The organism is Pseudomonas pergaminensis, assembly GCF_024112395.2.
Lineage (GTDB): Bacteria > Pseudomonadota > Gammaproteobacteria > Pseudomonadales > Pseudomonadaceae > Aquipseudomonas > Aquipseudomonas pergaminensis.
This window is the reverse complement of record NZ_CP078013.2, coordinates 4,627,278-4,648,107: the sequence shown is the minus strand read 5'-3', so window position 1 is coordinate 4,648,107 and position 20,830 is coordinate 4,627,278. Positions and strand designations below refer to the sequence as shown.

Below are 20,830 nucleotides of genomic sequence, written 5' to 3'. Positions count from 1 at the left end.
AATGGGTGCATTGACAGGTTTGCGGGTGCTGGATTTAAGCCGTGTGTTGGCCGGTCCCTGGTGTGGGCAAGTGTTGGCCGACCTCGGTGCGGAAGTGATCAAGATCGAACGCCCCCAAAGCGGCGACGACACGCGTGGCTGGGGCCCACCCTGGATGAAGACTGACAACGGCGAGTCATCCGGCGAAGCTTCGTATTACCAGTCGACCAACCGTGGCAAGTTATCCGTGGCCATCGACATGGCCAGCCCCGAAGGCCAGGAGCTGGTGCGCGCACTGGCGGCCAGCTCGGATGTACTGATCGAAAACTACAAAGCGGGCTCCCTGGCCCGCTACGGTCTGGACTACGCGACCCTGGCAGAGCTCAACCCGCGCCTGGTGTATTGCTCCATCACGGGCTTCGGCCAGACCGGTCCGCGTGCCGAAGAGCCCGGCTACGACTTCATCATCCAGGGCATCGGCGGCCTGATGAGCATCACCGGTGAGCGTGATGACCTGCCGGGCGGCGGCCCGCAAAAAGTCGGCGTGGCGTTTTCCGACCTGATGACCGGCCTGTATTCCACCGTGGCAATCCAGGCCGCGCTGCTCAGCCGGGAACGTACCGGTGTGGGTCAATACATTGATATGGCGCTGCTGGATGTGCAGGTCGCCACGCTCGCCAACCAGAGCATGAATTACCTGGCCTCGGGCAAGGTGCCGCAGCGCTATGGCAATGCCCACGCCAATATCGTGCCTTACCAGGTGTTCCGCGCCGCTGACCGCGACTTCATCATCGCCTGCGGCAACGACAGCCAGTTCATTGCCTTGTGCCAGAGCATTGGCCTGCCACACCTGCCGGACGACCCGCGCTTTCGCCGCAATGCCGACCGCGTGGCGCATCGCGAAGCAATCGTCGCGCTGCTCTCGGCGCACTTCCTGGGACGCAGCGCCGATGAGTGGGTGGCGTGCATCCATGCGTCGAAAGTACCGGTGGGGGCGATCAATTCCATCGCCCAATCCCTGGAAGAGCCCCAGGTGATTGCCCGCAACCTGATGGTGAAAATCCCCCACCCCCGCAACCCGGACTTTGCCATGGTCGGCAGCCCGATCAAGCTGTCTGGTACGCCCGTGGAGTATGTGCGGCCGGCGCCGATGCTGGGGCAACACACCGACGATATCCTCGGCGGGCGGTTGGGCCTGACGCCGGAGCAACTGGCCCAACTCAAGGCCCGCGGGATCGTCGAGCAGCAGGGTTAGACCAGGGTGGTGCGGTCGATCTGCTCGATGGAGGTGACGCCGGTCAGGGTCATGGCCACGCGCATTTCCTTGGCGAAGATGTCCAGCAGGTTTTCCACGCCGTGCTGGCCATCGGCGGCCAGTGCATAGGCGGTGGCGCGTCCCAGCAGGCACGCCTTGGCACCCAGGGCGAGCATGCGCACCACGTCCAGTCCGGAGCGGATGCCCGAGTCCACCAGCACCGTGAGGTCATCGCCCACTGCATCGGCAATCGGCGGCAAGGCCTTGGCGGTGGACAGCACGCCGTCCAGCTGGCGGCCGCCGTGGTTGGAGACCACGATGCCGTCGGCGCCGAAGCTCACCGCGTCCTTGGCGTCCTGGGGGTCGAGGATGCCTTTGATGATCATCGGGCCTTTCCAGAACTCACGGATCCACTCCAGGTCTTTCCAGCTGATCGACGGGTCGAAATTGTTCGCCAGCCAGCCGATGTAATCTTCCAGATGGGTCGGTTTGCCCAGGTACTTGGAGATATTGCCCAAGTCGTGGGGGCGGCCCATCAACCCGACGTCGAACGCCCACTGCGGCTTGGTCACGGCTTGCAGCATGCGCCGCTGTGCCGCGAACGGCCCGGACATACCCGAATGAGCATCGCGATAGCGCGCGCCGGGCGTGGGCATGTCCACGGTAAACACCAAGGTGGTGACCCCAGCGGCTTGCGCGCGCTCCAGCGCGTTGCGCATGAAGCCACGGTCCTTGAGCACATACAGCTGGAACCAGATCGCCTGCGCGCTTTGCGACGCCACTTCTTCAATCGGGCAGACCGACACCGTCGACAGGCAGAACGGAATGCCTTTGTTCGCCGCTGCCTTGGCCGCCTGCACTTCGCCGCGCCGCGCGTACATCCCGGTGAGGCCGACCGGGCTGAGGATCACCGGCATGTCCAGTGACTGGCCGAACAGGGTGGTTTTCAGGCTCAGGTTGTCCACATTGCGCAGGATGCGTTGGCGCAGGCTGATCTCGGCCAGGTCCGAACTGTTCGCACGCATCGTGTGTTCGGCGTAGGCGCCGCCATCGATGTAGTCGAACAGGAAGCGCGGCAGCTTGCGCTTGGCGGCTGCGCGGTAGTCGGAGGCGGACGAGATGATCATTATTAGGGGCTCCACAAGGCAAAGTGGGTTCAGGATAGGCAACTCTCTGGCATGATAAAAACAACTTTTATCACTGGTAGCCAGTCGCCAAAGGAATACTGATGAACCTCAGAACATTGCGGGCCTTTGTCGAAGTGGTGCGCCAGGGCGGTTTCTCCCAGGCTGCCGAGGTGGTGGCCCTGACTCAATCCACCGTAAGCAAGGCGGTCAAGACCCTGGAAGAGGAACTGGGCACGCCGCTGCTCAATCGCTTGGGCCACCGCAACGAACTCACCGCTGCCGGCGAAATTGCCTACCGCCGCGCTTTGGTGCTGCTCGCCGAGCGCAATGACCTGGTGGCCGAAATCAACGACCTGCGCGGCCTCAAGCGTGGCGTGCTGCGCATCGGCCTGCCACCCGTGGGCTGCGGCGTGCTCTTCGCAACAATGTTCGCCACCTACCGCAGCCGCTACCCGGACATCGACATCGAACTCACCGAATACGGCAGCAAACGCCTGCGCGAGTGCCTGGAAGCGGGGGAGGTCGACCTGGCGGCGCTGTTGCTGCCGGTCGACGAAGACTTCGATTACCAGCCGGTGCGCAATGAGCCGCTGATGGCCGTGCTGCCCATCAGCCACCCACTGGCTCACCTCGGGCGTATCGACTTCACCCACCTGGCCGATTCGCCGTTCATCCTGTTCGAAGCCGGCTTCGCCCTGAATGCCAAGATCCTCGCCGCCTGTGAGCGCAAAGGCGTCACCCCCAAAGTGACAGCCCGCAGCGGGCAGATCGACTTTATTGTCGACCTGGTCGCGGCCGGCCTGGGCGTGGCCTTCCTGCCACGCATGCTGGCGCACAAGCATCAACACGCCGGCATCGCCCTGATCCCTCTGGACGAACCGCACACCGACTGGCACATCGCCCTGGCCTGGCGCGCCAGCGCCCACCTGCCACCCGCCGCCCTGGCCTGGCTGGAACTGGCTAGGGAGCACGCCGTTTCAACCGGCCATCCGGTTTAATCACGCCGAGTGCCAGAGAAAGCTTGACTTCTCCTTTTCAATCAGTAACATACGGCGCATTCCGCGATAGCTCAGTTGGTAGAGCAAATGACTGTTAATCATTGGGTCCCTGGTTCGAGTCCAGGTCGTGGAGCCAGATAGCGACATAAAGAGAAGCCTGCAGAGATGCAGGCTTTTTTTTGCCTTGGATTTCTCTGGGGGGGATCAAAGCGCACAGCGTGATAGGCATGAAGGCGTCTCTAATCCTACGATTCAGAGGGAAGCCCCATGAAAGTCGCTGCAGTGGTTTCAACCAAAGACGGCAGAGTCGGCGTAGCGAACGTCAGGATTCAGCCCCAGGCGGATGACCGAAGTACGCCTTGTAGGCGTGGTTGAAGTTGGCAGGGTTGGCGTACCCCAGGCGGTGGGCAATCTGCGCCACGTGCCATTTGCGCTGGCGCAGCAGGGTGCGCGCCAACTCCAGGCGCTGCTGGCGCACATAATCGAGCATCGATTGGCCGTACACCCGGCTGAAGGCACGTCTGAGGGTGGTTTCACCCACGCCCAGTTCCCGTGCCAGCGCCAGCGTGCCGGGTGGTTTCATCAAGTTTGCGTCGAGCTTGAAGCGTGCTTCATGTGCCAGGTCCGAATGGCTGCGCAACGGGGCCGTGGGCTTGGCCGGTTGTGGCGCCAGGTGCGTGGCCAGCTCGACCAGCACGGCCAGGCTCAGGCTTTCCTGGTTCAGCCGTTCCAACGCCCCCTGGTAGGGCGAGTGATAAAGGCGCTCGAACAAACGCCCGACGGCGCGACAGCCGTGCAGTTCTGAAAAGTGCATGCCATCGTCGAGCAGCCTGGCCAGCGATTGCAGTGACGGGTCTTCTTCGGCCAATTGGCGCAGATAGTCGCCGCCGATGCGCAGCCCGGCCATGCGCGCACGGCTACCGGCAGGCATCTGGTCCATGGCTTCCATGCTTTCGCTCAAGCCCAGCACATGGGGGGCGCCGGGGGTGTATTCATTTAGCCGACCGTCTACCCGATGCTGCCATTGCCCACCCAGTACCTGCACGATGCACACGCTGTCGGGCAGCACCTTGTGGATGCGTAACGGTTCGGGGAACCGCAGATCGCAGTCGAAATACTGCAGGTGCGGCCGCACCGTCTGCGCACGGTAATGGCCGATCGCGCTGCCCATGACCTGCTGCGCGCTGTCATCGAATACACCGGCCTGGTCCAGGGCCTCTGGGTGATCGAAGCAGAAGTGGGTGTCCAGATAGGGGTTGCGGCGGTCCATTGGTAAAAGCGTCCGTCAGAGCGGGTGGGCAGCGTTGCATGATATCGACATCGGGCAGCCCGATCAGTTGTTGTGAGTCACGGCCTTATTGTTGTGCGCCCCGGCCGGGCCGCTTGGCAGGCGTCGGCGCGTTGATTTCAATGGTCGGCTTTGAACTGTCGAGGAAACCGTAAATGTTGATATATCGCAAGTGGGCAGCGCTGCTGGGCCTGGTTCTGGCCGTGATTGCGGGGATCGCCCAGGCTGACAACCGCCCGGAAGTCGCGGAAAAAGTGCTGGCCTATGCCGGCGAAGGCGGCGTGAAAGTCTGGACCCTGCGCATCGGCACGCGCAGTGACAATCAGGCGCTGGTGCAGGTAGAGGGCGTGGACCACGACTGGAACATGAAGATCCAGAAAATGGCCGTGGAAAAGACCGGCAAGGACACCCGCTATTCCACCACCGTGGACGGCCAGAAGTTCGTCGTGCTGGTGCTGCGTCAAGGCTGGGGCGAGCTGTACTTGCCCGGCGAAGCTCAAGCGTTGAACGTTGGCTATGACGAGTTCCTGTCCAGCCAAGGCAATGCGCAGGCATTCCTGACCGATTATTTGCAGGCCAACTGAGCAGTGGGTCGATTCGCACGGTGGTCGTGGGCGCTGACGATACTGGTACTGCCGCTGGCCCTGATGGGGTGGGCCAGTCTGCAGAGCTGGCGCGCCGATGAAGTGCTGCAGGACGCGCAAAGTATCGACGGCGACTACGCCTGGCTGCGTGTGCGTCAGGCCCTAGCGGGGTTGGCGTACTGGCTGGCCATCGCCGCGTTGGTGGCCGGGCTCTCAACATGGCTCAAGATGCGGCTGGACGCATGGCGCGCGCGGCAATCCAAGGACTTTCTTTACGGCCGTCTGTTCCTCTGCTGGCGTGCTCTGGGCCACTGGTTGGTGGCCTACACCGGGCTGCTGGTCTGCGCGCTGGCGCTGTGCCTGCTGTATGAACTGAGCTGGGGCTGGAGCCACTTCAAGGCCGGCGGCTGGTTCATGCTGTTGGTGGCGGTGCCAGTGATTACCGTGCTCTGGACAGGCTGTCTGTTGATTGAGCGGTTGCGCCGGCAATGGCACGCCTTGGACCGGCCTTCCTCGGCGTTTCTGGGCCAAACCCTGGGGCGCGCCAAGGCACCGGCCTTATGGGCGTGGGTTGAGCAACTGGCCAATACGGCCGGCGCGCCGGTGCCCGACCATATCGTGGTGGGCATCGACCAGGCGTTTTTCGTCACCAGCGTCGATGTCGCGCTGCAACCCGCCGGTGACGTGCTCAGCGGGCGCACCCTTTACTTGCCGCTGACCTACCTCTCGAGCCTGAGCCAGGCCGAAGCGGCGTCGATCATCGGCCATGAGCTGGGCCATTTCAGCAGTCGCGACACCGAACGGGGCAGGGAGATCGGGGCGCATTTCAGCCTGATGTGCCTGCACTTTTCGTATATCAGCGCTGGGGATGCCGACCCGGCGTGGGTCGAGCGCCCGGCAATCTGGATGACGCAGCGTTTCCTGCACCACTTTCAACTGGCGGTGCACCACTGGGGCCGCGCCCAGGAATTGGTCGCAGATAGGGTGGGCGGCAACATCGGCGGTGAGCGCTTATTTTGCCAGGCACTGTTACGCGTTATCGCGCTCGACGGTGAGATCCACACGCTGCTCACCGAGCGCCACCCGAACCTGATCCAGGCCCTTACCGACCACCTGCTCCATACACCGCTGCGCTTGGACAAGGCAGCGCTGGACCATGCCATCGCGCACCCGTTCGATACGCACCCGCCGACAGCACTGCGCATGCAGCAACTGGGCGTGCGACTGGATGACGACCTGCTGGCCCAGGCCACTCGCGTGCCTACCGAGCACGACCGCCACTGGTTCAGCCAACTCACCCATGCATCGTCCTCCGATGTCGGGCTGCCTGTATCACCGCCTATATCAATCGCTCAAGGAGAGTGACCCATGACCCAACCCTCCGATCCGCTGTCGGATCTCGCCAGCACACTCAGTCAGGAATATGCCGACTCCCGCGAAGCTCAGCGCGAGCGTGCGATCGCCGAACTCGAGCAGGTCATCCATCGCGTGCCCGAGCAGACCGAATTCACCAATTCGCGCCGTTACAAGGTGCGCGGTCCGCTGTTTTTGCTGATTGCCCTGGGCTTGCTGGGCTTCGGGCTGCACCGAGGTTACAACGGCTTGGCCGTGTGTGCCGCGGTGATGGCCGTGGTGTTCGTACTGCTCACTTGGCAGCACCGCAACGCCGGGCAACATACCTTTATGCGCCTGACCCGCCGCCAGTTGTTTGTGGACACCTTGAGTGCGCCGGTCGATCTCGTCGAAATTGCCGACGTCAGCGTCAGTGAGGAAGGCTGGCTGACCGTGCAGAAACTGATTTTGCGACCCGGTGCGCCCCTGCCTGTGCATCGCGCCACGCGACAGCTGTTCGGCAACCAGGCGCTGGCCCTGAACAAACCCCAGCCGCAGATCCTGATTCAATCCGCCGGCGTGATGCATGAGGGCCATACCCTGGATGACGACCAGATCGCAGGCATCCTCAACGCCTATTGCCAAGCCGCCCAGGCCCAACAACATCTTGATGCGCTGCGCCAGGGCACTCAGCGCGATTCCTGAGCGGTTGTACGGTAGAGCCGGTTCAGGGTTGTTGAAATTGCCTCGCTGCATTGACATCCAGATCCGCAAATCAACCTGTTGAGCATTCAGTTTATGACCGTGATCGCGCCAGTTGCGATGGCCGCGACCAACATCACCAGCACGGTGCCGAAGGTCCACTTCAGCGAGACCCGCTGGTTATCGCCATAGTCAATGTCCAGCAGCCCGCACAGTAGGTAAGTGGAGGCCACCAGTGGGCTGAGCAGGTGCACTGGCTGGCCGATCAACGATGCGATGGCCATTTCGTGGGGGCCGATGCCGTAGTGGGCAGCGGTTTCGGCGAGGATGGGCAGCACTCCAAAATAGAACGCGTCGTTGGTCAGGACGTAGGTGAACGGCATGCTGAGCAGCGCGGTGATGACTGACATGCCGTGGCCAGCCTGCTCTGGCAGGATGGCGATCAGGTTATCGGAGATAGCCTTGATCATCCCGGTGCCGCCCATGATGCCGACGAAGATGCCCGCCGCAAAAATCAGCAGGGTCACGGCCAACACATTGTCGGCGTGCCGACCGATGACTTCCTTCTGCTGTTTGAGCGTCGGGTAGTTGATCAGGCAACCCAGGCCGAAGGCGACCATGAACAGGATCGGCAGCGGCATCAGGCTGAGCATCATCGAGCTGATGAGGGCGACCGTCAGGACCACATTGAACAGAAATTTCGGGTCGCTCAGGCGAACGTGTGCGTAGCCTTCGAGCACCTTGTCTTCGCTGACGCTGACAATACCCAAACGGCGGTATTCCATTCGACCTAGCCACCAGGCGGCAAAAATCACCCATACACCGCCAGCAATCATGATGGGAACCATCTGTAAAAACAGTTCGGTGATGTCGACGTGCATGGCACTGGCCGCTCGCGAAAACGGCCCGGCCCACGGCAGGATGTTCATCACCCCGATGGCCAGCAGTAGCACGGTGGCCATGACCTGCAAACGAATGCCGGTCAGACGATACAGCGGCAAAAAAGCTGCTGTGGCGATGATGTACGTGGTTGCGCCGTCGCCGTCCAGGCCGACGCACAACCCCAGCACGGCGGTGCCGACAACGATCTTGCGCGGATCGCCCTTGACCAGCCGCAACAGCACCTTGATCAGCGGGTTGAACAGACCGGCGTCGGTCATCATGCAGAAATACAGGATCGCGAAGGTCAACATGATGCCGGTGGGGGCGAGCATCTTCACGCCGTCGTACATCATGCCGCCCAGTTGCGTGGCGAAACCGCCGAGGCAACCGAAGAGGATCGGCACCAGCAGCAGCGCCACCAGCGGTGAAAGGCGCTTGCTCATGATCAGGTACATGAAGCAGACGATCATGGCGTAGCTCAGAAAGATCAACATGGGCATCCCTTTTATTGGTTTTGTAGGGGGCGAGCGCGGGACGGCTCGCGTTCTTCGGGCCGAACGAAGCCGGTGCAGCAGGCGCACAGGATTCAGCGTGTTGCGGGTTTAGTGGTGCGAGAACATCGGCTGGCCGCTGTGGGGCAGGTCGGCGACCAGGATGGAACCGGTAGAAGAGTCGGTGATGAACAATTGCCGATTGCCCTCGCCACCGAACGCCAGGTTGGTCAGGGTGCGGCCTTGGGTGCACGAGCGAATGCGGTACAGCGGCACGGCGTGAGGGTCGAACACCCAGACGCAGCCGTTACCGGCATCGCACACATACAGATTGCCTTCGCTGTCCAGCGCCATGCCGTCGGCGCCACTGACGCCCCCGGCCATGGCGGTGAAAATGCCCGCCTTGCTGGTGCCGCCGTCGCGTTGGATCGGCAGGCGCCAGACAGCGTTGCCCCGAGTCATCGCCACGAAGAGCGCGTTCTGCGCGAGGTCCATGACAAGGCCATTGGGGCTCGGGCCGTTGTCGATCAGACGCGTGAGGGTCTGCTTTTCCAGATCATAGGCGTAGACGCGACCGGTCGGGTCCTGCTGGCCGGTCTGGCCCTGATCGGTGAAGTACAGCTTGCCGCCGGCATCGAAGAATAGGTCGTTGACACCCTTGAAGCCTTCGCTGCGGCTGTGAGTGAGGAACGGCGTCACCGCGCCGGTGTGCGGAGCGAGCGTCAGGATCCCTTGCTTGTAATCGGCGATGAAAATCCGCCCGTCGCGGTGGATTTTCAAACCGTTGGGCCAGCCATCGTACTCGGCGATCAACGTCCAGTGGCCATGAGGGTCGATGCGCAGGATGCGGCCGTAGGGAATGTCGGTGACGTACAGGTTGCCGTCCCGGTCGAAGGACGGCCCTTCGAGAAAGCTTTTGACCTTCTGCCCTGGTTTGTTGGCGCGTACCCAGTCGGAGTCGCCGTCTTTCCAGAATTCTTCGGGCAGCGTGGTGAACACGCGGGTCGACAAATCGCGAGGCGGGGCATACAGGCTCACAGGATCAGCTCCTACGGGGGGCGAACGGAAAGCACCGATCTTGCTGGTGACGAGACCTTTTCGCCTTATTGTTTTTGTTCTATCTGACAGAACGTTGTGTTTGCAGATAGAACAAGGTTTGACTTTATTTTTTCAGCTGTCAACCCACCGGGATTGTCTGTTTTTCATTTCGCCATTCATCACCAGGCACTCCCAACGCTCTCGGGAGCGCCCTGGCGCATCGCTTGGGATGAGAGGCGTTGACAGTGGGATTTTGTCGGCTCATGATTATTTCAGAACAGTGTTCTGTCAGATAGAACTATTGCATTCCACCACCCGGAGACCCGGCGATGAACTCTAATAACAACCTGGACATCCTGATCAGCGAGGTCGGCCCCCGTGATGGCCTGCAAAGCATTAGCGCGACCATGCCCACTGCGCTCAAGCTTCAATGGCTGACGGCCCTGGCCGACGCGGGCTTGAAGGAGATCGAGGTCGGCTCGTTCGTGTCCCCCCGACTGCTGCCGCAAATGGCCGATGCCGCCGAGTTGGTGGCGCACATGCGTCAGCGTTCGGACGTGTTCGTTACCGCGTTGGTGCCGAACCTCAAGGGCGCCGAGGCAGCGTTCAACGCGGGCGTACAAAAGATCACCCTGCCCATTTCCGTCAGCGAGCCCCATTCACTGGCCAACATCCGCAAGACCCATCAACAGGTCTACGACGAAGTGCGCACGGTGATGGCCCTGCGCAACGAGCGCTTCCCGCACGTCGAGGTCGAGGCCGGGCTGTCGACGGTGTTCGGTTGCACGATTCAGGGCGAGGTGCCCGAGGACGACGTGCTGCGCATGGCCCTTACGATGGTCGAGCTGGGCGTCGATGAAGTCGGGCTCGCCGACACTGTGGGGTACGCCAATCCGGCGCAGGTGCGTCGCGTGTTCACCCGTCTGCGCAACGAGATCGGCAGCAAGGCCGGCAGCGCGCATTTTCACAATACCCGTGGGCAGGGCCTGGCCAATGTGGTCGCGGCGCTGGACGTTGGCGTCACCACCATCGATGCCTCTCAGGGCGGTATCGGCGGTTGCCCGTATGCGCCGGGGGCGTCGGGCAATATCGTGACCGAGGATCTGGTCTACCTGCTCGAGTCCATGGGCCTGCGCACCGGCGTGGACATCGACAAGCTGGTGGCCGCTCGCGCCTGGCTGAAACAGGGCCTGCCGGGAGAGCCGCTGTATGGCTTCATCCCTGACGCAGGCGTCGGCAAGAATTTCCATTACGCCGGAGGTGCGCGATGAGCCTGCTCAATCGGAACCTTCAGGCGCTGCCGCTGGCAGGCGTGCGCGTGGTCGAGTTCGTGCACATGGTCATGGGCCCGACCTGTGGACTGGTGCTGGCTGACCTCGGCGCTGAAGTGATCAAGGTCGAGCCGACGCCCGAGGGTGACAACACGCGTCGTCTGACCGGCTCCGGCGCTGGCTACTGGATGACCTACAACCGCAACAAGAAAAGCTTCGCGGTCGACATCAAGACCGAGGAAGGCATGGCCGCGGTGCGCAAGCTGATCGAAAGCGCCGATGTGGTCACCGAGAATTTTCGTCCCGGCGCCATGGACAAGCTCGGCCTGGGCTACGAGCAGGTCAAGGCGATCAAGCCGGACATCATCTACAGCTCGATGAAAGGCTTTCTGCCGGGGCCGTATGAACATCGCACTGCGCTGGACGAGGTGGTGCAGATGATGACGGGCCTGGCCTACATGACGGGTCCCGAAGGCCGCCCGCTACGCGCCGGTGCCTCGGTCAATGACGTAATGGGCGGTATGTTCAGCGCCATCTCGATTCTGGCGGCGCTGTGGCAACGCAAAAACACCGGGGAAGGGCAGTTCGTGCAGACCGGGCTGTTCGAGAACTCAGCGTTTCTGGTGGGGCAACACATGATGCAGATGGCAACCACTGGCAAGCCTGCCGCGCCGATGCCCAGTCGTTTGTCAGCCTGGGCGATCTACGACGTGTTCAATACCCTGGGCGATGAGCAGGTGTTCATGGGCGTGGTGAGCGATAGCCAGTGGGTCAATTTCTGCCAGGGTTTTGGCTTTACAGAGCTGGGGCGCGACCCTGAACTGGTGAAAAACACCCAGCGCGTGCAGGCCCGGGCGAGGATTCTGCCGCAGGTCCGCGAGCGTCTGGCGCAAATGAGCAAGCAGGAGGTCATGGACCTGTGCGAGCAGACGGGCCTGCCGTTTTCGCCGATCCAGCGGCCGCAGGACCTGTTCGAGGACCGGCACCTGAACGAGTCGGGTGGGCTGGCCCATCTGACGCTGGAGAACGGCGACGCGGTCAAGGTGCCAATGCTGCCGTTCGAGATGAATGGTCGTCGCTTCAATACCCGCCTCAATGTGCCGCAAATGGGCAGTCACTCTGCCGAGCTGCTCGAAGAAATGGGCTACGCGTCGGGTGACATCGAAGCGTTGCGCGGGCGTGGCATCGTTCGCTGATACCGCTGGAAGGGATTCCTGATTCCTGTAGCTGACGGACATTCCCGCCGTCAGCCTTATAAAAATAAATGCTGAGGAAACCCGTCATGGCCATCGTCACGACACCCCCGCACAGCAGCGATATCAGCAGCGTGCGCTCCCTGGATGCCGAGCAGACCCGCGTCCTGCACAAGGCCGCCTGGCGCTTGATCCCCTTGCTCGCGCTGGCGTATTTCTTCAATTACCTGGACCGCACCAGCGTCGGCTACGCCGCGTTGCAGATGACCGAGCAGTTGGGCCTGACCGCCACGCAGTTCGGTCTTGGCGCGGGCATCATGTTCTTCGGCTACTGCCTGTGCGAAGTGCCGAGCAATCTGGCGATGTACCGTTTCGGCGCCCGCCTTTGGATGGCGCGGATCATGATCACTTGGGGCCTGGCCGCTGCCGCCACCGCGATGATCGTCGGGCCGTACAGCTTCTATATTGTGCGCTTGATCCTCGGCATCGCTGAAGCCGGCTTCTTTCCCGGCGTGATTTTCTTCCTTACCCTGTGGTTCCCCGCGCAATACCGCACGCGGGTGTTGGCCTGGTTTACCGTGGCCACGCCGATCTCGTTTCTGGTGGGTGGGCCGCTGTCGATCTGGCTGTTGCAGATGCACGGTTTGCTCGGGCTTGCGGGTTGGCAGTGGATGTTTCTCATCGAAGGGGTGCCAGCGTGCATCCTCGGTTTGATTACCTTGAAGGTGCTGACCAACCACCCGGCCGAGGCCAAATGGCTGACCGCCGAAGAACGCCATGTGCTGACCGGCATGCTCGCCGAAGAGCAGAGCAAAGGTCAGCACAGCCATGGCTTCAAGGCCGCACTCAAAGACCCACGCGTGTGGATTCTCAGCTCGATCACCTTCAGCTTCACCCTGGGCTCCTACGGCATCGGTATCTGGTTGCCGCAGATGCTCAAGGCCCATGGTGTTGAAGTCAGCATGATCGGCTGGGTTGCGGCCATTCCGTACTTCTTTGCCACTGTAGCGCTACTGATCTGGGCCAAACATGTGGACCGTACCGGCAAAGGCATTTTCAACCTGACCGTGGCCATGCTGCTGGCAGGCTTTGCGTTAATCCTGGCGCTGCGAATGGACGCGCTGGTTCCGGCACTGGCAGGGATCACTTTAGCGCTGATCGGCACGATCGCTGGCAAGACGATTTTCTACACTTTGCCGGGCAAGTTCCTGCGCGGGCAAGCCGCAGCGGGTGGAATCGCACTGATCAATTCCATTGGCGCGTTTGGCGGGTTTGTCGGGCCTTACCTGATGGGCTTTTTGAAGGACTACACCGGGTCGTTCACCGCAGGTCTGATGGTCATGGGCTGCATCATGTTCGTTGCCGCAGCAATGGTCGTCTCGCTTCGCTTCTTCCTGCGCGAGTAGTGAGCAGCGGCTGCACTTTTTTCAGAAGGGATCGGGCGGCTCTGATATTGTCTTGCGGGTTGGCGGGGTGGTTTGCGAATCATCCGCCGCCTGCGAGCGACGAATCGACAATGAGTGTCTATGACTACCGAATCTGAAAAAAACCTTTCCGACCAGGCCGCCAATGCCGAAGGCGGCGTGGCTGCCGTCGACCGCGCATTTGCCATTTTGTCGGCCTTCAGCATCGAGCAGGACTGTCTGGCCCTGGCCGAAATCGCGCGGCGGACGGGGTTGTACAAAAGCACCATCCTGCGCCTGATCGCCTCGCTGGAAAAAGCCGGGTTCGTCCGTCGCCTCACCGATGGTCGTTACTCGGTCGGCCCTGAGCCTCTGCGTTTGTCGCAGCTGTACCAGACCTCGTTCCGACTGCGCGACGTGATTCACCCCTTGCTGGAGTCGATCACTGAGGAAAGCGGTGAAACCTCTTCGTTCTACGTGCTGGAAAACGGCAGCCGCGTCGTGTTGTTTCGGGTCGAGCCCAAGCGTGCGGTGCGGGTTTCGGTGCTGGAAGGCGCGCGCTTTCCGTTGCAGGCCGGAGCGTCAGGCAAGATCCTTCGGGCCTTTTCCCGCGATGCGGAGCCTGCATTGACCGAGGTCCGCGAACGCTTCTGGGCCTGTTCCTTCGGCGAGCGGGACCCGGAAACTACCGCCGTATCAGTGCCGGTGTTTGCCATGGGCCATGAGTTGAAAGGGGCGCTGACCTTGTCCGGTCCGTCCGACCGTCTGCTCAAGGAACACATCGAACATGCGGCGTCGATCCTGTTGAGAAACGCAGCCATCGCCAGCAATGCGCTCGGAGGTAATGACCGAGAGCTACGTGCAGCTCTGACACGTCTGGGCGAATCGATGGTCCGTCGTTAACCGGCGAGCGACCGCTTAGGGCCGATGTTGTGAGAGGCAGCAGTCGGCCCACCCAAGGCCGGCAATACCCATTCTCTTGGAGTCGGTAGTGGTACAAAGTTGTACATTTAATTGACGCCACTATATCGCCATCTTAAGATCGCCGCTCATTGATGGCACTACGCCATATAGAGGGATCTAGAAATGTGTCATCAAGGTTGGGGAACGCGTTACTGCTGGCTATCCTTGTGGCAGAGGCTGTACGGATCCGACGAAATTCTGATAGGTGAAATATGTTTAAAGAATATGAATTTTTGCTGGATTCAATAGGGTCAGAAGATTACTGGTCGGATGTAGGAATTGATGTCGCGGCCTCCAAGATCTCTCAGTTTGATAATTCAAGCTGGGACGAACTTGAATCTACTCTTCTGGCGAAGTCTGAAGTCTGGCGAGGTCGGTGCGCGGAGTCTCTCGGTGACTCGAATGATGAGCGGGCGTTGCGTGTTTTGCTAACGCTTCTAAAAGCTGGAGAGGAGTCGGTTGTCATTCATGCAATTGAATCAATTGAGTCAGTTTTTTTGGCTGGCTACATTCATGACAGGGCGCAGGTCTTACGCGCTCTAGATGAAGGATTTGAGGCAGAGAGCAGAACGTTGAAGCTAATGGCGGCTACGTTGGTCAGGAAGTTAAGTGAGGCATGAAGATTGCTCGGTAGCTGACAGAGGACGCCTCCTTTTCCTACAGGTCATTGTTTTGCCACGCTTTGACAAGCCAACCCAACCCGACTAACTTTCGTGGCGTGACGTATTCGCGTACTCACGCTATGCAGCGATTCTATTTCTCCAGCACGTTTTTCGTGGCCCAGTTGTGACTAGTCGGTAGCAAATGACTGTTAATCATTGGGTCCCTGGTTCGAGTCCTGGTCGTGGAGCCAGATAGCGACATAAAAAGAAGCCAGCAGCGATGCAGGCTTTTTTTGCCTTGGATTTTTCTAGCCGCTCAAAACCGCCCCCTCAATGTGATAAACCTGCGGCTCCTCCGAAAAGTATTTTTCCAGTCCCAACCTAAACACCCGATGATCCTCACTCGCTTCAAACCCCGGCGTGTGATTCTCCAGCGACGCCCAGCGCACAATCAGGTTGAATCGTTCAGGCGTCTCGATCCCTTGTGCGAGCATGTGGCCCAGGTAGCCTTTGGCACGACTCAGTAACGGCGCCTTCTTTCCAAAGGCCCGCCTGAACGCGTCGATGTGTTCTTTAGGAACCGGCAGCACGGCGATCTCGTAAATCATGGCGTTGCTTCCTGAGTGGGCACGACGGGGATCGCGATTTTCCTTGGATACCGTTGTGAGCACTCTCCAATCGGGCATGGGCAAGTCCAATGTCGGCCAGCGCATAGACCGCCCCTACATGCGCCCGCAGTTGGCCCTGCGCAACCAACGTACTCAACTCATCCAGCTTGCCGCGATTCTGCCGCGTGAACACAAAGTGGTAGCTCGCGTTCTTGCCCCAGGCCTGGACCAGGTTCTGCGGCTGCGCTATGTATCAGAGTTTTGATCCACCTCCTATAGCGCGCTGTTCACGACCGTGAGTATCAAACGGCTCGGATGCCCGGCGCCGATATGCACGGTATTGCGCGCCACCTGCGGATGCTCGCCCATGCCTTCGGCCTCGCCACTGTTGGGGTTTACATCGAAGCGCGGAAAGTTGCTGCTGGCGATATCCAGGCGCAGGCGGTGGCCACGCTTGAACAGGTTGCAGGTGGCGAAGGGTTCGATCACCACCTTGAAGGGCTCTCCCGGCGTGAGCGGAGCAGGGTGTTCCCACGAGTCGCGGTAGCGACACCGGATAATCCCGTCGGTGATATTCATGGCGTACCCCTGCGGGTAATCGTCGCTCGGCGGATAGACGTCCACCAGCTTGGCGGTGAAATCGGTATCCGGCGCGCTGCTGTGCACCCACAGTTCGACTTTCACCGGGCCGGCGACCACCCAGTCGTGCTCAAGCGGTTGGGTTTCGAAGCTCACTACGTCATCTCGGTCGCACAGTGCCGAGTGGTCACCCCGGGTGCCGAAAAAGTCCGGGCTTTCGATCTGGTTGAAAGCGCCACCCACGAACACCGGAGCGCCCGATGTCAGCGAGCCGCCAATGGTCGGTACCGGGTGGGCGGGATCGCTTGAGTAGCTCAATGAGCTGGGCGCCCCCACAGGAGCAAGCGGCGAAAGGGCTCTTTGTGCTGTCAGGTAAAGGTTCAGCTGGTGGCTGCCCGCGAGCGGCCAACACGGCGACTTGAGCCAACGCCCGCCATGCTCCAGCCGACCCTGCGCATTTTTTCGGCCGCTGCCGCCGCCCATCAGGAACACATCGACCTGATGAGTGGCGCTCCGTTCGGCGTCGGTCGGTTTGAGCCAGCGTTGCATCCATTCCACTCGGCAACTCAACCAGTCTTCGCCCAGGTTGCCGTCGAAAGGCGCGGCGTTGCCAAATTCGGCGTTGCCGCTGTAGCTGATGTTGCGGTCACCGTGTAGCCACGGGCCCATGATCAGGCGTTGAGGTGACTGCTTGCGTGCGGTGAACGCCGTGAAGTTGTCCAGCGTGCAACTGACATAGGCGTCGTACCAACTGGACATGAACAACACGGGGATGTCCGGGATCTGCTCGTAGAAACCTTCGGCATAGATACCCAGTTGCTTCCAGTACTGATCGAAGTCCCCGTGGGACCACTGCTCGAACAGGTAGTTTTCGTACTCCGGTACATGGCGCAATGGCGAATGCCCTGGGCGCCACGGCATGCGTGCAAACCAATCGAGAATATCTTCCTGGGCCAACGCCTCTCGCAACTGCGGGTCGGCCTGCACGGCGGCGCTTTGCTGGGCTTGCTTGTAGGCCCAGGTCGCTTGCTTGAGTTCGAACGCGCCGCCCTGGCGAATGCCGCACTGGTAGGCGTTGGCGAACCCCCCCGAGTCCAGCACCATGGTCTTGAGACCTGGCGCATTGCAGCAGGCCATCGCCATCTGCGTGTGCGCTGCATAGGACAGGCCCATGCTGCCGATGTGGCCATTGCACCAGGGCTGTTCGACGATCCAGCGCAAGGTGTCGTAGCCGTCTTCGCCTTCATTGATGTATTTGGTGAACACGCCTTCGGAACGGTAACGCCCGCGACAATCCTGGAAGATCGCCACAAAGCCCTGCTCGGTAAAAGCTGCGGCCATTTGCTCGCGGGTAAGGTGCAGCCCGTCCAGGCGTTTTTCCGAGCGTGAGGGGCCGGATTTGTCGTAGGGCGTACGCTCGATGACAACCGGCCAGGGCCCGCTGCCCAGCGGTAGATAAATGTCGGTGGCCAGGCGCACGCCATCGCGCAGGGTGATCATCTGGTTGCGTACGATGTGCATGTTTTCGAATGCAGGGAGGGTCATGACAAAGCCTTGGTCAGTCGAATTCAATAGCCGGTGAGGGCGGCGCAGGCGAGCAGGAGCAACGCCACCGCGGTGCAGATCAGGAACAGCGGCAGCACAAACCGAGCCCACTGCACCCAGCCCACATTGGCCGCAGCAAGCAGTACCAGCAGGCCGCTGGAAGTGGGCGTGATCATGTTGGTCAAGCCGTTGCCCAGCAGGAAGGCATACACCGTGGTCTGCGGGCTCACGCCGGCCAGTTGGCCCAGCGGACCGAAGATCGGCATCGTCACGGCGGCCTGCCCGCTGGTGGACGGAATCACCACATCCAGGCTCATCTGCGCGAAGAACATGCCGAACGCCGCAGGCAGTTGGCCGTGCTGGCCAATGATCTGCGACAGGCCGTGCACGATGGTGTCCAGCACCTGGCCGCTGGCGAGGATCGACTCCACGGCCGTGGCCAGTGCGATCAGCACGCCGGCCATGAGCATCTTGTTCATGCCTTCGACAAAGGTGCTTGCCGTGGTGCTCGGGCTCATGCCTGCGATGGCGGCGAAGACGATGGTCAGCGCCAGGTAATACGAGGACAGCTCGGGGTACTTCCAGTGCCAGGTGTTGGAGGCGTACACCAGGAAGCCGACCCCAACCCCCAGTGTGATCAGGCTGAGAGTGTGCCGCACGGAGAGTTTTTTGCCCGAGTGGGAAAATGTGGCCGAGGTATCGAAGCCGCTCCGGCGGATATAGAACAGGATGTAGCCCACGGCCAGCGTGACAAAAATGAAGTACGCGACGATGCGCATGCTCAGCCCGCTGAACACTGGCAGGCCGACCAAGGGTTGCGCGACAGACAGCGCGATGGGGTTGGAAATCGAGCCCATGTACCCAGTCTTTACCGCCAGCGCGACGATTGCCAAGCCGACGATGTTGGGCAGGCCCAGGCGGTTTGCCATGGCCACCATCACGGGCACGAACATGATGTATTCCTTCGCCAGCCCCATGAAGGTGCTGCCTGCCGACAATGCGAGCATCAGGGTTGGCACCAGAATGTAGACGTTGCCTTTGGTGGCACCGAGCAGCCGGTCCAGGCCGGCATCGATGGTGCCGGTCTTGTTCAGCACGGCAAACATGCCACCGATGAACAGCACCATGAAAATCAGCCCGGCGCGTTTCTCGATGGCCAGGGGAATGGCCAGAAAGGTCTCGGCCAGCGATACCGGTTGTGCCACGGTTTTATTCGACGAGCGCGGCGGCAGGGCGAAGAGTTGGCTGAGCGAGGTGTCTTTTTCCAGTACCTGATAGGTCCCGGGAATCACGCGGACGTCTTGGCGTTCAAACTGGCCGGAGCGCACCACATAAGTCAGCACCATGGCCAGGAACACAATGCTCAGCAAGATGATTGCCGGGTTGAGTTGGCGGGTGTTTTTGGGTGGCGCGGTGTCGGTGACTGTTGGCGCAGTGGATGACATAGCGGTGCTCTCATCTTTTTTTTATGGGGATAGCCAACGGCTACATCGGCACAGTAGGGCAATCATAAATACCTCACAACGTTATGAAGAACGCGTATTGGGCTATGCGTTTCAAGGTGTTGTCGGGTTATCTGTCATAGCCTGATGCGCTTTTGTCATAAGCTTGTCGCCCCTGTTTTAATTCGATAGCGTTGTTTGCTCATTCAGGTCATTAACACCGAAGAACATCGGCCAGGAAATACTTGGTCAAGTTACTTTTCTTACTCTCTGCCACAAAAAATAAAACACAGCTGAGGGCTTAACTATGCGTGCGTTTATAACGACCGGCGGGCTTTTGTGCGCCAGCTTAATGGTGCCTGGTATATCAAGCGTGCGCGCCGAAGGTTTCCTCGGGGATTCCACCGGCCACCTTGCGTTGCGTAATTACGCCTTCAATCATGACAACCGCAGCGGCGGCAACGACCGTGTCGAATGGGCACAGGGGTTGTTGCTGACGATGCGTTCCGGATTCACGCCCGGGGCCGTCGGGTTTGGCCTTGACACCCTTGGCCTGCTGGGGCTGAGGCTTGACTCCAGCCCTGCACACGCCGGTACAGGCCTGTTGCCAGTGCATGATGATGGCCGCGCCGCCCGTGATTTTTCCAGCCTAGGCGTGACCGGCAAGCTGCGTTTTGCCGATGTCGTGGTGAAGACGGGCACGTTGTTGCCCAAGAACCCGGTGGTCAGTTACAACGATGGGCGTTTACTGCCACAGACGTTCCAAGGTACGCAGTTTGAATACACCGGTATCGAACATCTATTTGTGCAAGGTGGGCGACTGGATCAATCAAAGTTGCGTAACTCCAGCGATAACGTCGATCTGATACCGAGCGGTTACAAAGGTCCGAAGCATGGTGATTTTTACTTTGTGGGTGGTACGTATGCACTCAATAAAACCATCAGCCTGTCTTATTACTACGGTGAACTTGAAAACTTCTATCGCCAGCACTTTTTCGGGGTTGTGCATAAAGTGGCTGTCGGGCCAGGTCACTTGACGACGGACGTGCGTTATTACAACAGTTTTGAAACGGGGGCGGCCTATAACGGTGCTGCGGACGCCGACATGTTCAGCGGCTCCTTGAGTTATCGGCTCGGCGGGCATACGTTCGGAGGCGGCTATCAGCAATTGTCCGGTAACGCCGCATTGCCCTATTTGAATGGTGCGGCCACCACGTCCTTTACCAGTCCGGGCGTGAGCAAATTCATCCTGGAGGATGAGAAAACCTGGATGCTGCGCTACGACTATGACTTTTCCGCCCTGGCGATCCCGGGCTTGAGTTTCATGATCCGCTACTACAAAGGATTCGACGCCAAGTATTCTGGCAAACCGGCCGATGAGCACGAGCTGGATACCAGCCTCAAGTACGTGATCCAGGACGGCACGTTCAAAGGCCTGGGGGCAGAATTTCGCAACACGGCGTACCGCTCAAATGTGCTCACCAGTTGGGACTACAATCGCCTGTACCTGACCTACGACATCAAGCTCTGGTAGGGCTGCAAGGCTGG

At 60.5% G+C, this 20,830-nt stretch carries 18 protein-coding genes, 1 tRNA gene and 1 pseudogene; 12 read left to right on the top strand and 8 right to left on the bottom strand.

Translation table 11 applies throughout. From position 1 onward, the window contains the following. Position 1 precedes the first annotated feature (1 nt). Positions 2 to 1,234: a CaiB/BaiF CoA transferase family protein gene (locus KUA23_RS21035; protein WP_252992793.1), complete on the top strand. Its 1,233-nt coding sequence runs from the start codon at positions 2 to 4 to the stop codon at positions 1,232 to 1,234. On the opposite strand, the gene lldD is transcribed toward KUA23_RS21035, so the two are convergent. Further along, a complete protein-coding gene (lldD, locus tag KUA23_RS21030) occupies positions 1,231 to 2,361 on the bottom strand; it encodes an FMN-dependent L-lactate dehydrogenase LldD (protein WP_099492300.1) in 1,131 nt (376 codons plus the stop codon). The two genes, KUA23_RS21035 and lldD, sit on opposite strands and share 4 nt — an antisense overlap. A 101-nt stretch (positions 2,362 to 2,462) precedes the next feature. On the opposite strand from lldD, the gene KUA23_RS21025 reads away from it, so the two are divergent. Next, on the top strand, positions 2,463 to 3,359 hold the full coding sequence (locus KUA23_RS21025) for a LysR family transcriptional regulator (protein ID WP_078049520.1): 897 nt from the start codon (positions 2,463 to 2,465) through the stop codon (positions 3,357 to 3,359). 60 nt (positions 3,360 to 3,419) lie between these two features. Continuing rightward, positions 3,420 to 3,495: transfer RNA gene (locus KUA23_RS21020), tRNA-Asn, on the top strand. A 186-nt stretch (positions 3,496 to 3,681) separates the two neighbouring features. On the opposite strand, the gene KUA23_RS21015 is transcribed toward KUA23_RS21020, so the two are convergent. Beyond that, entirely contained in the window at positions 3,682 to 4,629 is a 948-nt protein-coding gene (locus KUA23_RS21015) for a helix-turn-helix transcriptional regulator (RefSeq protein ID WP_100490104.1), read from the bottom strand. Positions 4,630 to 4,802: 173 nt separating this feature from the next. Between KUA23_RS21015 and KUA23_RS21010 the strand changes: the two genes are divergently transcribed. From KUA23_RS21010 to KUA23_RS21000, 3 genes are read left to right on the top strand one after another with little or no spacing between them, the layout of a single operon-like run. Continuing rightward, positions 4,803 to 5,231, top strand: coding sequence for a hypothetical protein (locus KUA23_RS21010; protein WP_100490105.1), 429 nt, complete (start codon positions 4,803 to 4,805; stop codon positions 5,229 to 5,231). A gap of 3 nt (positions 5,232 to 5,234) precedes the next feature. Continuing rightward, the gene (locus KUA23_RS21005; protein ID WP_252992792.1) at positions 5,235 to 6,596 is read left to right on the top strand and encodes a M48 family metallopeptidase; all 1,362 of its coding nucleotides are present in this window, start codon (positions 5,235 to 5,237) and stop codon (positions 6,594 to 6,596) included. Between the two features lie 3 nt (positions 6,597 to 6,599). Beyond that, complete coding sequence (locus KUA23_RS21000; protein WP_223204471.1) at positions 6,600 to 7,268, top strand: hypothetical protein; 669 nt, start codon at positions 6,600 to 6,602, stop codon at positions 7,266 to 7,268. Positions 7,269 to 7,354: 86 nt separating this feature from the next. On the opposite strand, the gene KUA23_RS20995 is transcribed toward KUA23_RS21000, so the two are convergent. Together KUA23_RS20995 and KUA23_RS20990 are read right to left on the bottom strand one after the other, a co-directional pair. Next, entirely contained in the window at positions 7,355 to 8,641 is a 1,287-nt protein-coding gene (locus tag KUA23_RS20995) for a CitMHS family transporter (RefSeq protein ID WP_071490729.1), read from the bottom strand. A gap of 108 nt (positions 8,642 to 8,749) precedes the next feature. Then, positions 8,750 to 9,676 carry an SMP-30/gluconolactonase/LRE family protein gene (locus KUA23_RS20990; protein WP_100490107.1) on the bottom strand — a complete coding sequence of 309 codons (927 nt, stop codon included), beginning with the start codon at positions 9,674 to 9,676 and terminating at the stop codon, positions 8,750 to 8,752. Between the two features lie 329 nt (positions 9,677 to 10,005). Between KUA23_RS20990 and KUA23_RS20985 the strand changes: the two genes are divergently transcribed. The 5 genes from KUA23_RS20985 (at position 10,006) to KUA23_RS20965 (ending at position 15,126) form a co-directional block, all read left to right on the top strand. Further along, positions 10,006 to 10,947 (top strand): hydroxymethylglutaryl-CoA lyase, encoded by a 942-nt coding sequence (locus tag KUA23_RS20985; protein WP_071492792.1) that lies wholly within the window; start codon positions 10,006 to 10,008, stop codon positions 10,945 to 10,947. After that, positions 10,944 to 12,143 carry a CaiB/BaiF CoA transferase family protein gene (locus KUA23_RS20980; RefSeq protein ID WP_078049516.1) on the top strand — a complete coding sequence of 400 codons (1,200 nt, stop codon included), beginning with the start codon at positions 10,944 to 10,946 and terminating at the stop codon, positions 12,141 to 12,143. The genes KUA23_RS20985 and KUA23_RS20980 overlap by 4 nt, the downstream gene beginning before the upstream one ends. 86 nt (positions 12,144 to 12,229) lie before the next feature. Continuing rightward, complete coding sequence (locus KUA23_RS20975) at positions 12,230 to 13,546, top strand: MFS transporter (RefSeq protein WP_058424970.1); 1,317 nt, start codon at positions 12,230 to 12,232, stop codon at positions 13,544 to 13,546. Positions 13,547 to 13,666: 120 nt separating this feature from the next. Further along, positions 13,667 to 14,446 carry an IclR family transcriptional regulator gene (locus KUA23_RS20970; RefSeq protein ID WP_102592320.1) on the top strand — a complete coding sequence of 260 codons (780 nt, stop codon included), beginning with the start codon at positions 13,667 to 13,669 and terminating at the stop codon, positions 14,444 to 14,446. Positions 14,447 to 14,718: 272 nt separating this feature from the next. Continuing rightward, positions 14,719 to 15,126: a HEAT repeat domain-containing protein gene (locus KUA23_RS20965; protein WP_179028358.1), complete on the top strand. Its 408-nt coding sequence runs from the start codon at positions 14,719 to 14,721 to the stop codon at positions 15,124 to 15,126. Between the two features lie 290 nt (positions 15,127 to 15,416). Here KUA23_RS20965 and KUA23_RS20960 read toward each other — a convergent pair whose 3' ends face one another. The 4 genes and pseudogenes from KUA23_RS20960 to KUA23_RS20945 all read right to left on the bottom strand — a co-directional run bounded on the left by KUA23_RS20960 (position 15,417) and on the right by KUA23_RS20945 (position 19,285). Continuing rightward, positions 15,417 to 15,716, bottom strand: coding sequence for an antibiotic biosynthesis monooxygenase family protein (locus tag KUA23_RS20960; RefSeq protein WP_252992791.1), 300 nt, complete (start codon positions 15,714 to 15,716; stop codon positions 15,417 to 15,419). After that, a pseudogene (locus KUA23_RS20955) lies at positions 15,713 to 15,966 on the bottom strand (zinc-binding dehydrogenase); the annotation flags it as partial. The pseudogene KUA23_RS20955 and the gene KUA23_RS20960, both read right to left, overlap by 4 nt. 23 nt (positions 15,967 to 15,989) lie before the next feature. Beyond that, positions 15,990 to 17,816: a CocE/NonD family hydrolase gene (locus KUA23_RS20950; RefSeq protein WP_252994302.1), complete on the bottom strand. Its 1,827-nt coding sequence runs from the start codon at positions 17,814 to 17,816 to the stop codon at positions 15,990 to 15,992. A gap of 47 nt (positions 17,817 to 17,863) precedes the next feature. Continuing rightward, positions 17,864 to 19,285, bottom strand: coding sequence for a YfcC family protein (locus KUA23_RS20945; RefSeq protein WP_078049506.1), 1,422 nt, complete (start codon positions 19,283 to 19,285; stop codon positions 17,864 to 17,866). A 304-nt stretch (positions 19,286 to 19,589) separates the two neighbouring features. On the opposite strand from KUA23_RS20945, the gene KUA23_RS20940 reads away from it, so the two are divergent. Beyond that, positions 19,590 to 20,816: an OprD family outer membrane porin gene (locus KUA23_RS20940; protein WP_071490194.1), complete on the top strand. Its 1,227-nt coding sequence runs from the start codon at positions 19,590 to 19,592 to the stop codon at positions 20,814 to 20,816. Positions 20,817 to 20,830: the final 14 nt, after the last annotated feature.

Excerpts from the sequence above, each read along its gene's own strand:
- KUA23_RS21035 (WP_252992793.1), top strand. The coding sequence starts at position 2 with ATGGGTGCATTGACAGGTTTGCGGGTGCTGGATTTAAGCCGTGTGTTG.
- lldD (WP_099492300.1), bottom strand. The coding sequence starts at position 2,361 with ATGATCATCTCGTCCGCCTCCGACTACCGCGCAGCCGCCAAGCGCAAG.
- KUA23_RS21025 (WP_078049520.1), top strand. The coding sequence starts at position 2,463 with ATGAACCTCAGAACATTGCGGGCCTTTGTCGAAGTGGTGCGCCAGGGC.
- KUA23_RS21015 (WP_100490104.1), bottom strand. The coding sequence starts at position 4,629 with ATGGACCGCCGCAACCCCTATCTGGACACCCACTTCTGCTTCGATCAC.
- KUA23_RS21010 (WP_100490105.1), top strand. The coding sequence starts at position 4,803 with ATGTTGATATATCGCAAGTGGGCAGCGCTGCTGGGCCTGGTTCTGGCC.
- KUA23_RS21000 (WP_223204471.1), top strand. The coding sequence starts at position 6,600 with ATGACCCAACCCTCCGATCCGCTGTCGGATCTCGCCAGCACACTCAGT.
- KUA23_RS20995 (WP_071490729.1), bottom strand. The coding sequence starts at position 8,641 with ATGTTGATCTTTCTGAGCTACGCCATGATCGTCTGCTTCATGTACCTG.
- KUA23_RS20985 (WP_071492792.1), top strand. The coding sequence starts at position 10,006 with ATGAACTCTAATAACAACCTGGACATCCTGATCAGCGAGGTCGGCCCC.
- KUA23_RS20980 (WP_078049516.1), top strand. The coding sequence starts at position 10,944 with ATGAGCCTGCTCAATCGGAACCTTCAGGCGCTGCCGCTGGCAGGCGTG.
- KUA23_RS20975 (WP_058424970.1), top strand. The coding sequence starts at position 12,230 with ATGGCCATCGTCACGACACCCCCGCACAGCAGCGATATCAGCAGCGTG.
- KUA23_RS20970 (WP_102592320.1), top strand. The coding sequence starts at position 13,667 with ATGACTACCGAATCTGAAAAAAACCTTTCCGACCAGGCCGCCAATGCC.
- KUA23_RS20965 (WP_179028358.1), top strand. The coding sequence starts at position 14,719 with ATGTTTAAAGAATATGAATTTTTGCTGGATTCAATAGGGTCAGAAGAT.
- KUA23_RS20960 (WP_252992791.1), bottom strand. The coding sequence starts at position 15,716 with ATGATTTACGAGATCGCCGTGCTGCCGGTTCCTAAAGAACACATCGAC.
- KUA23_RS20950 (WP_252994302.1), bottom strand. The coding sequence starts at position 17,816 with ATGCACATCGTACGCAACCAGATGATCACCCTGCGCGATGGCGTGCGC.
- KUA23_RS20945 (WP_078049506.1), bottom strand. The coding sequence starts at position 19,285 with ATGTCATCCACTGCGCCAACAGTCACCGACACCGCGCCACCCAAAAAC.
- KUA23_RS20940 (WP_071490194.1), top strand. The coding sequence starts at position 19,590 with ATGCGTGCGTTTATAACGACCGGCGGGCTTTTGTGCGCCAGCTTAATG.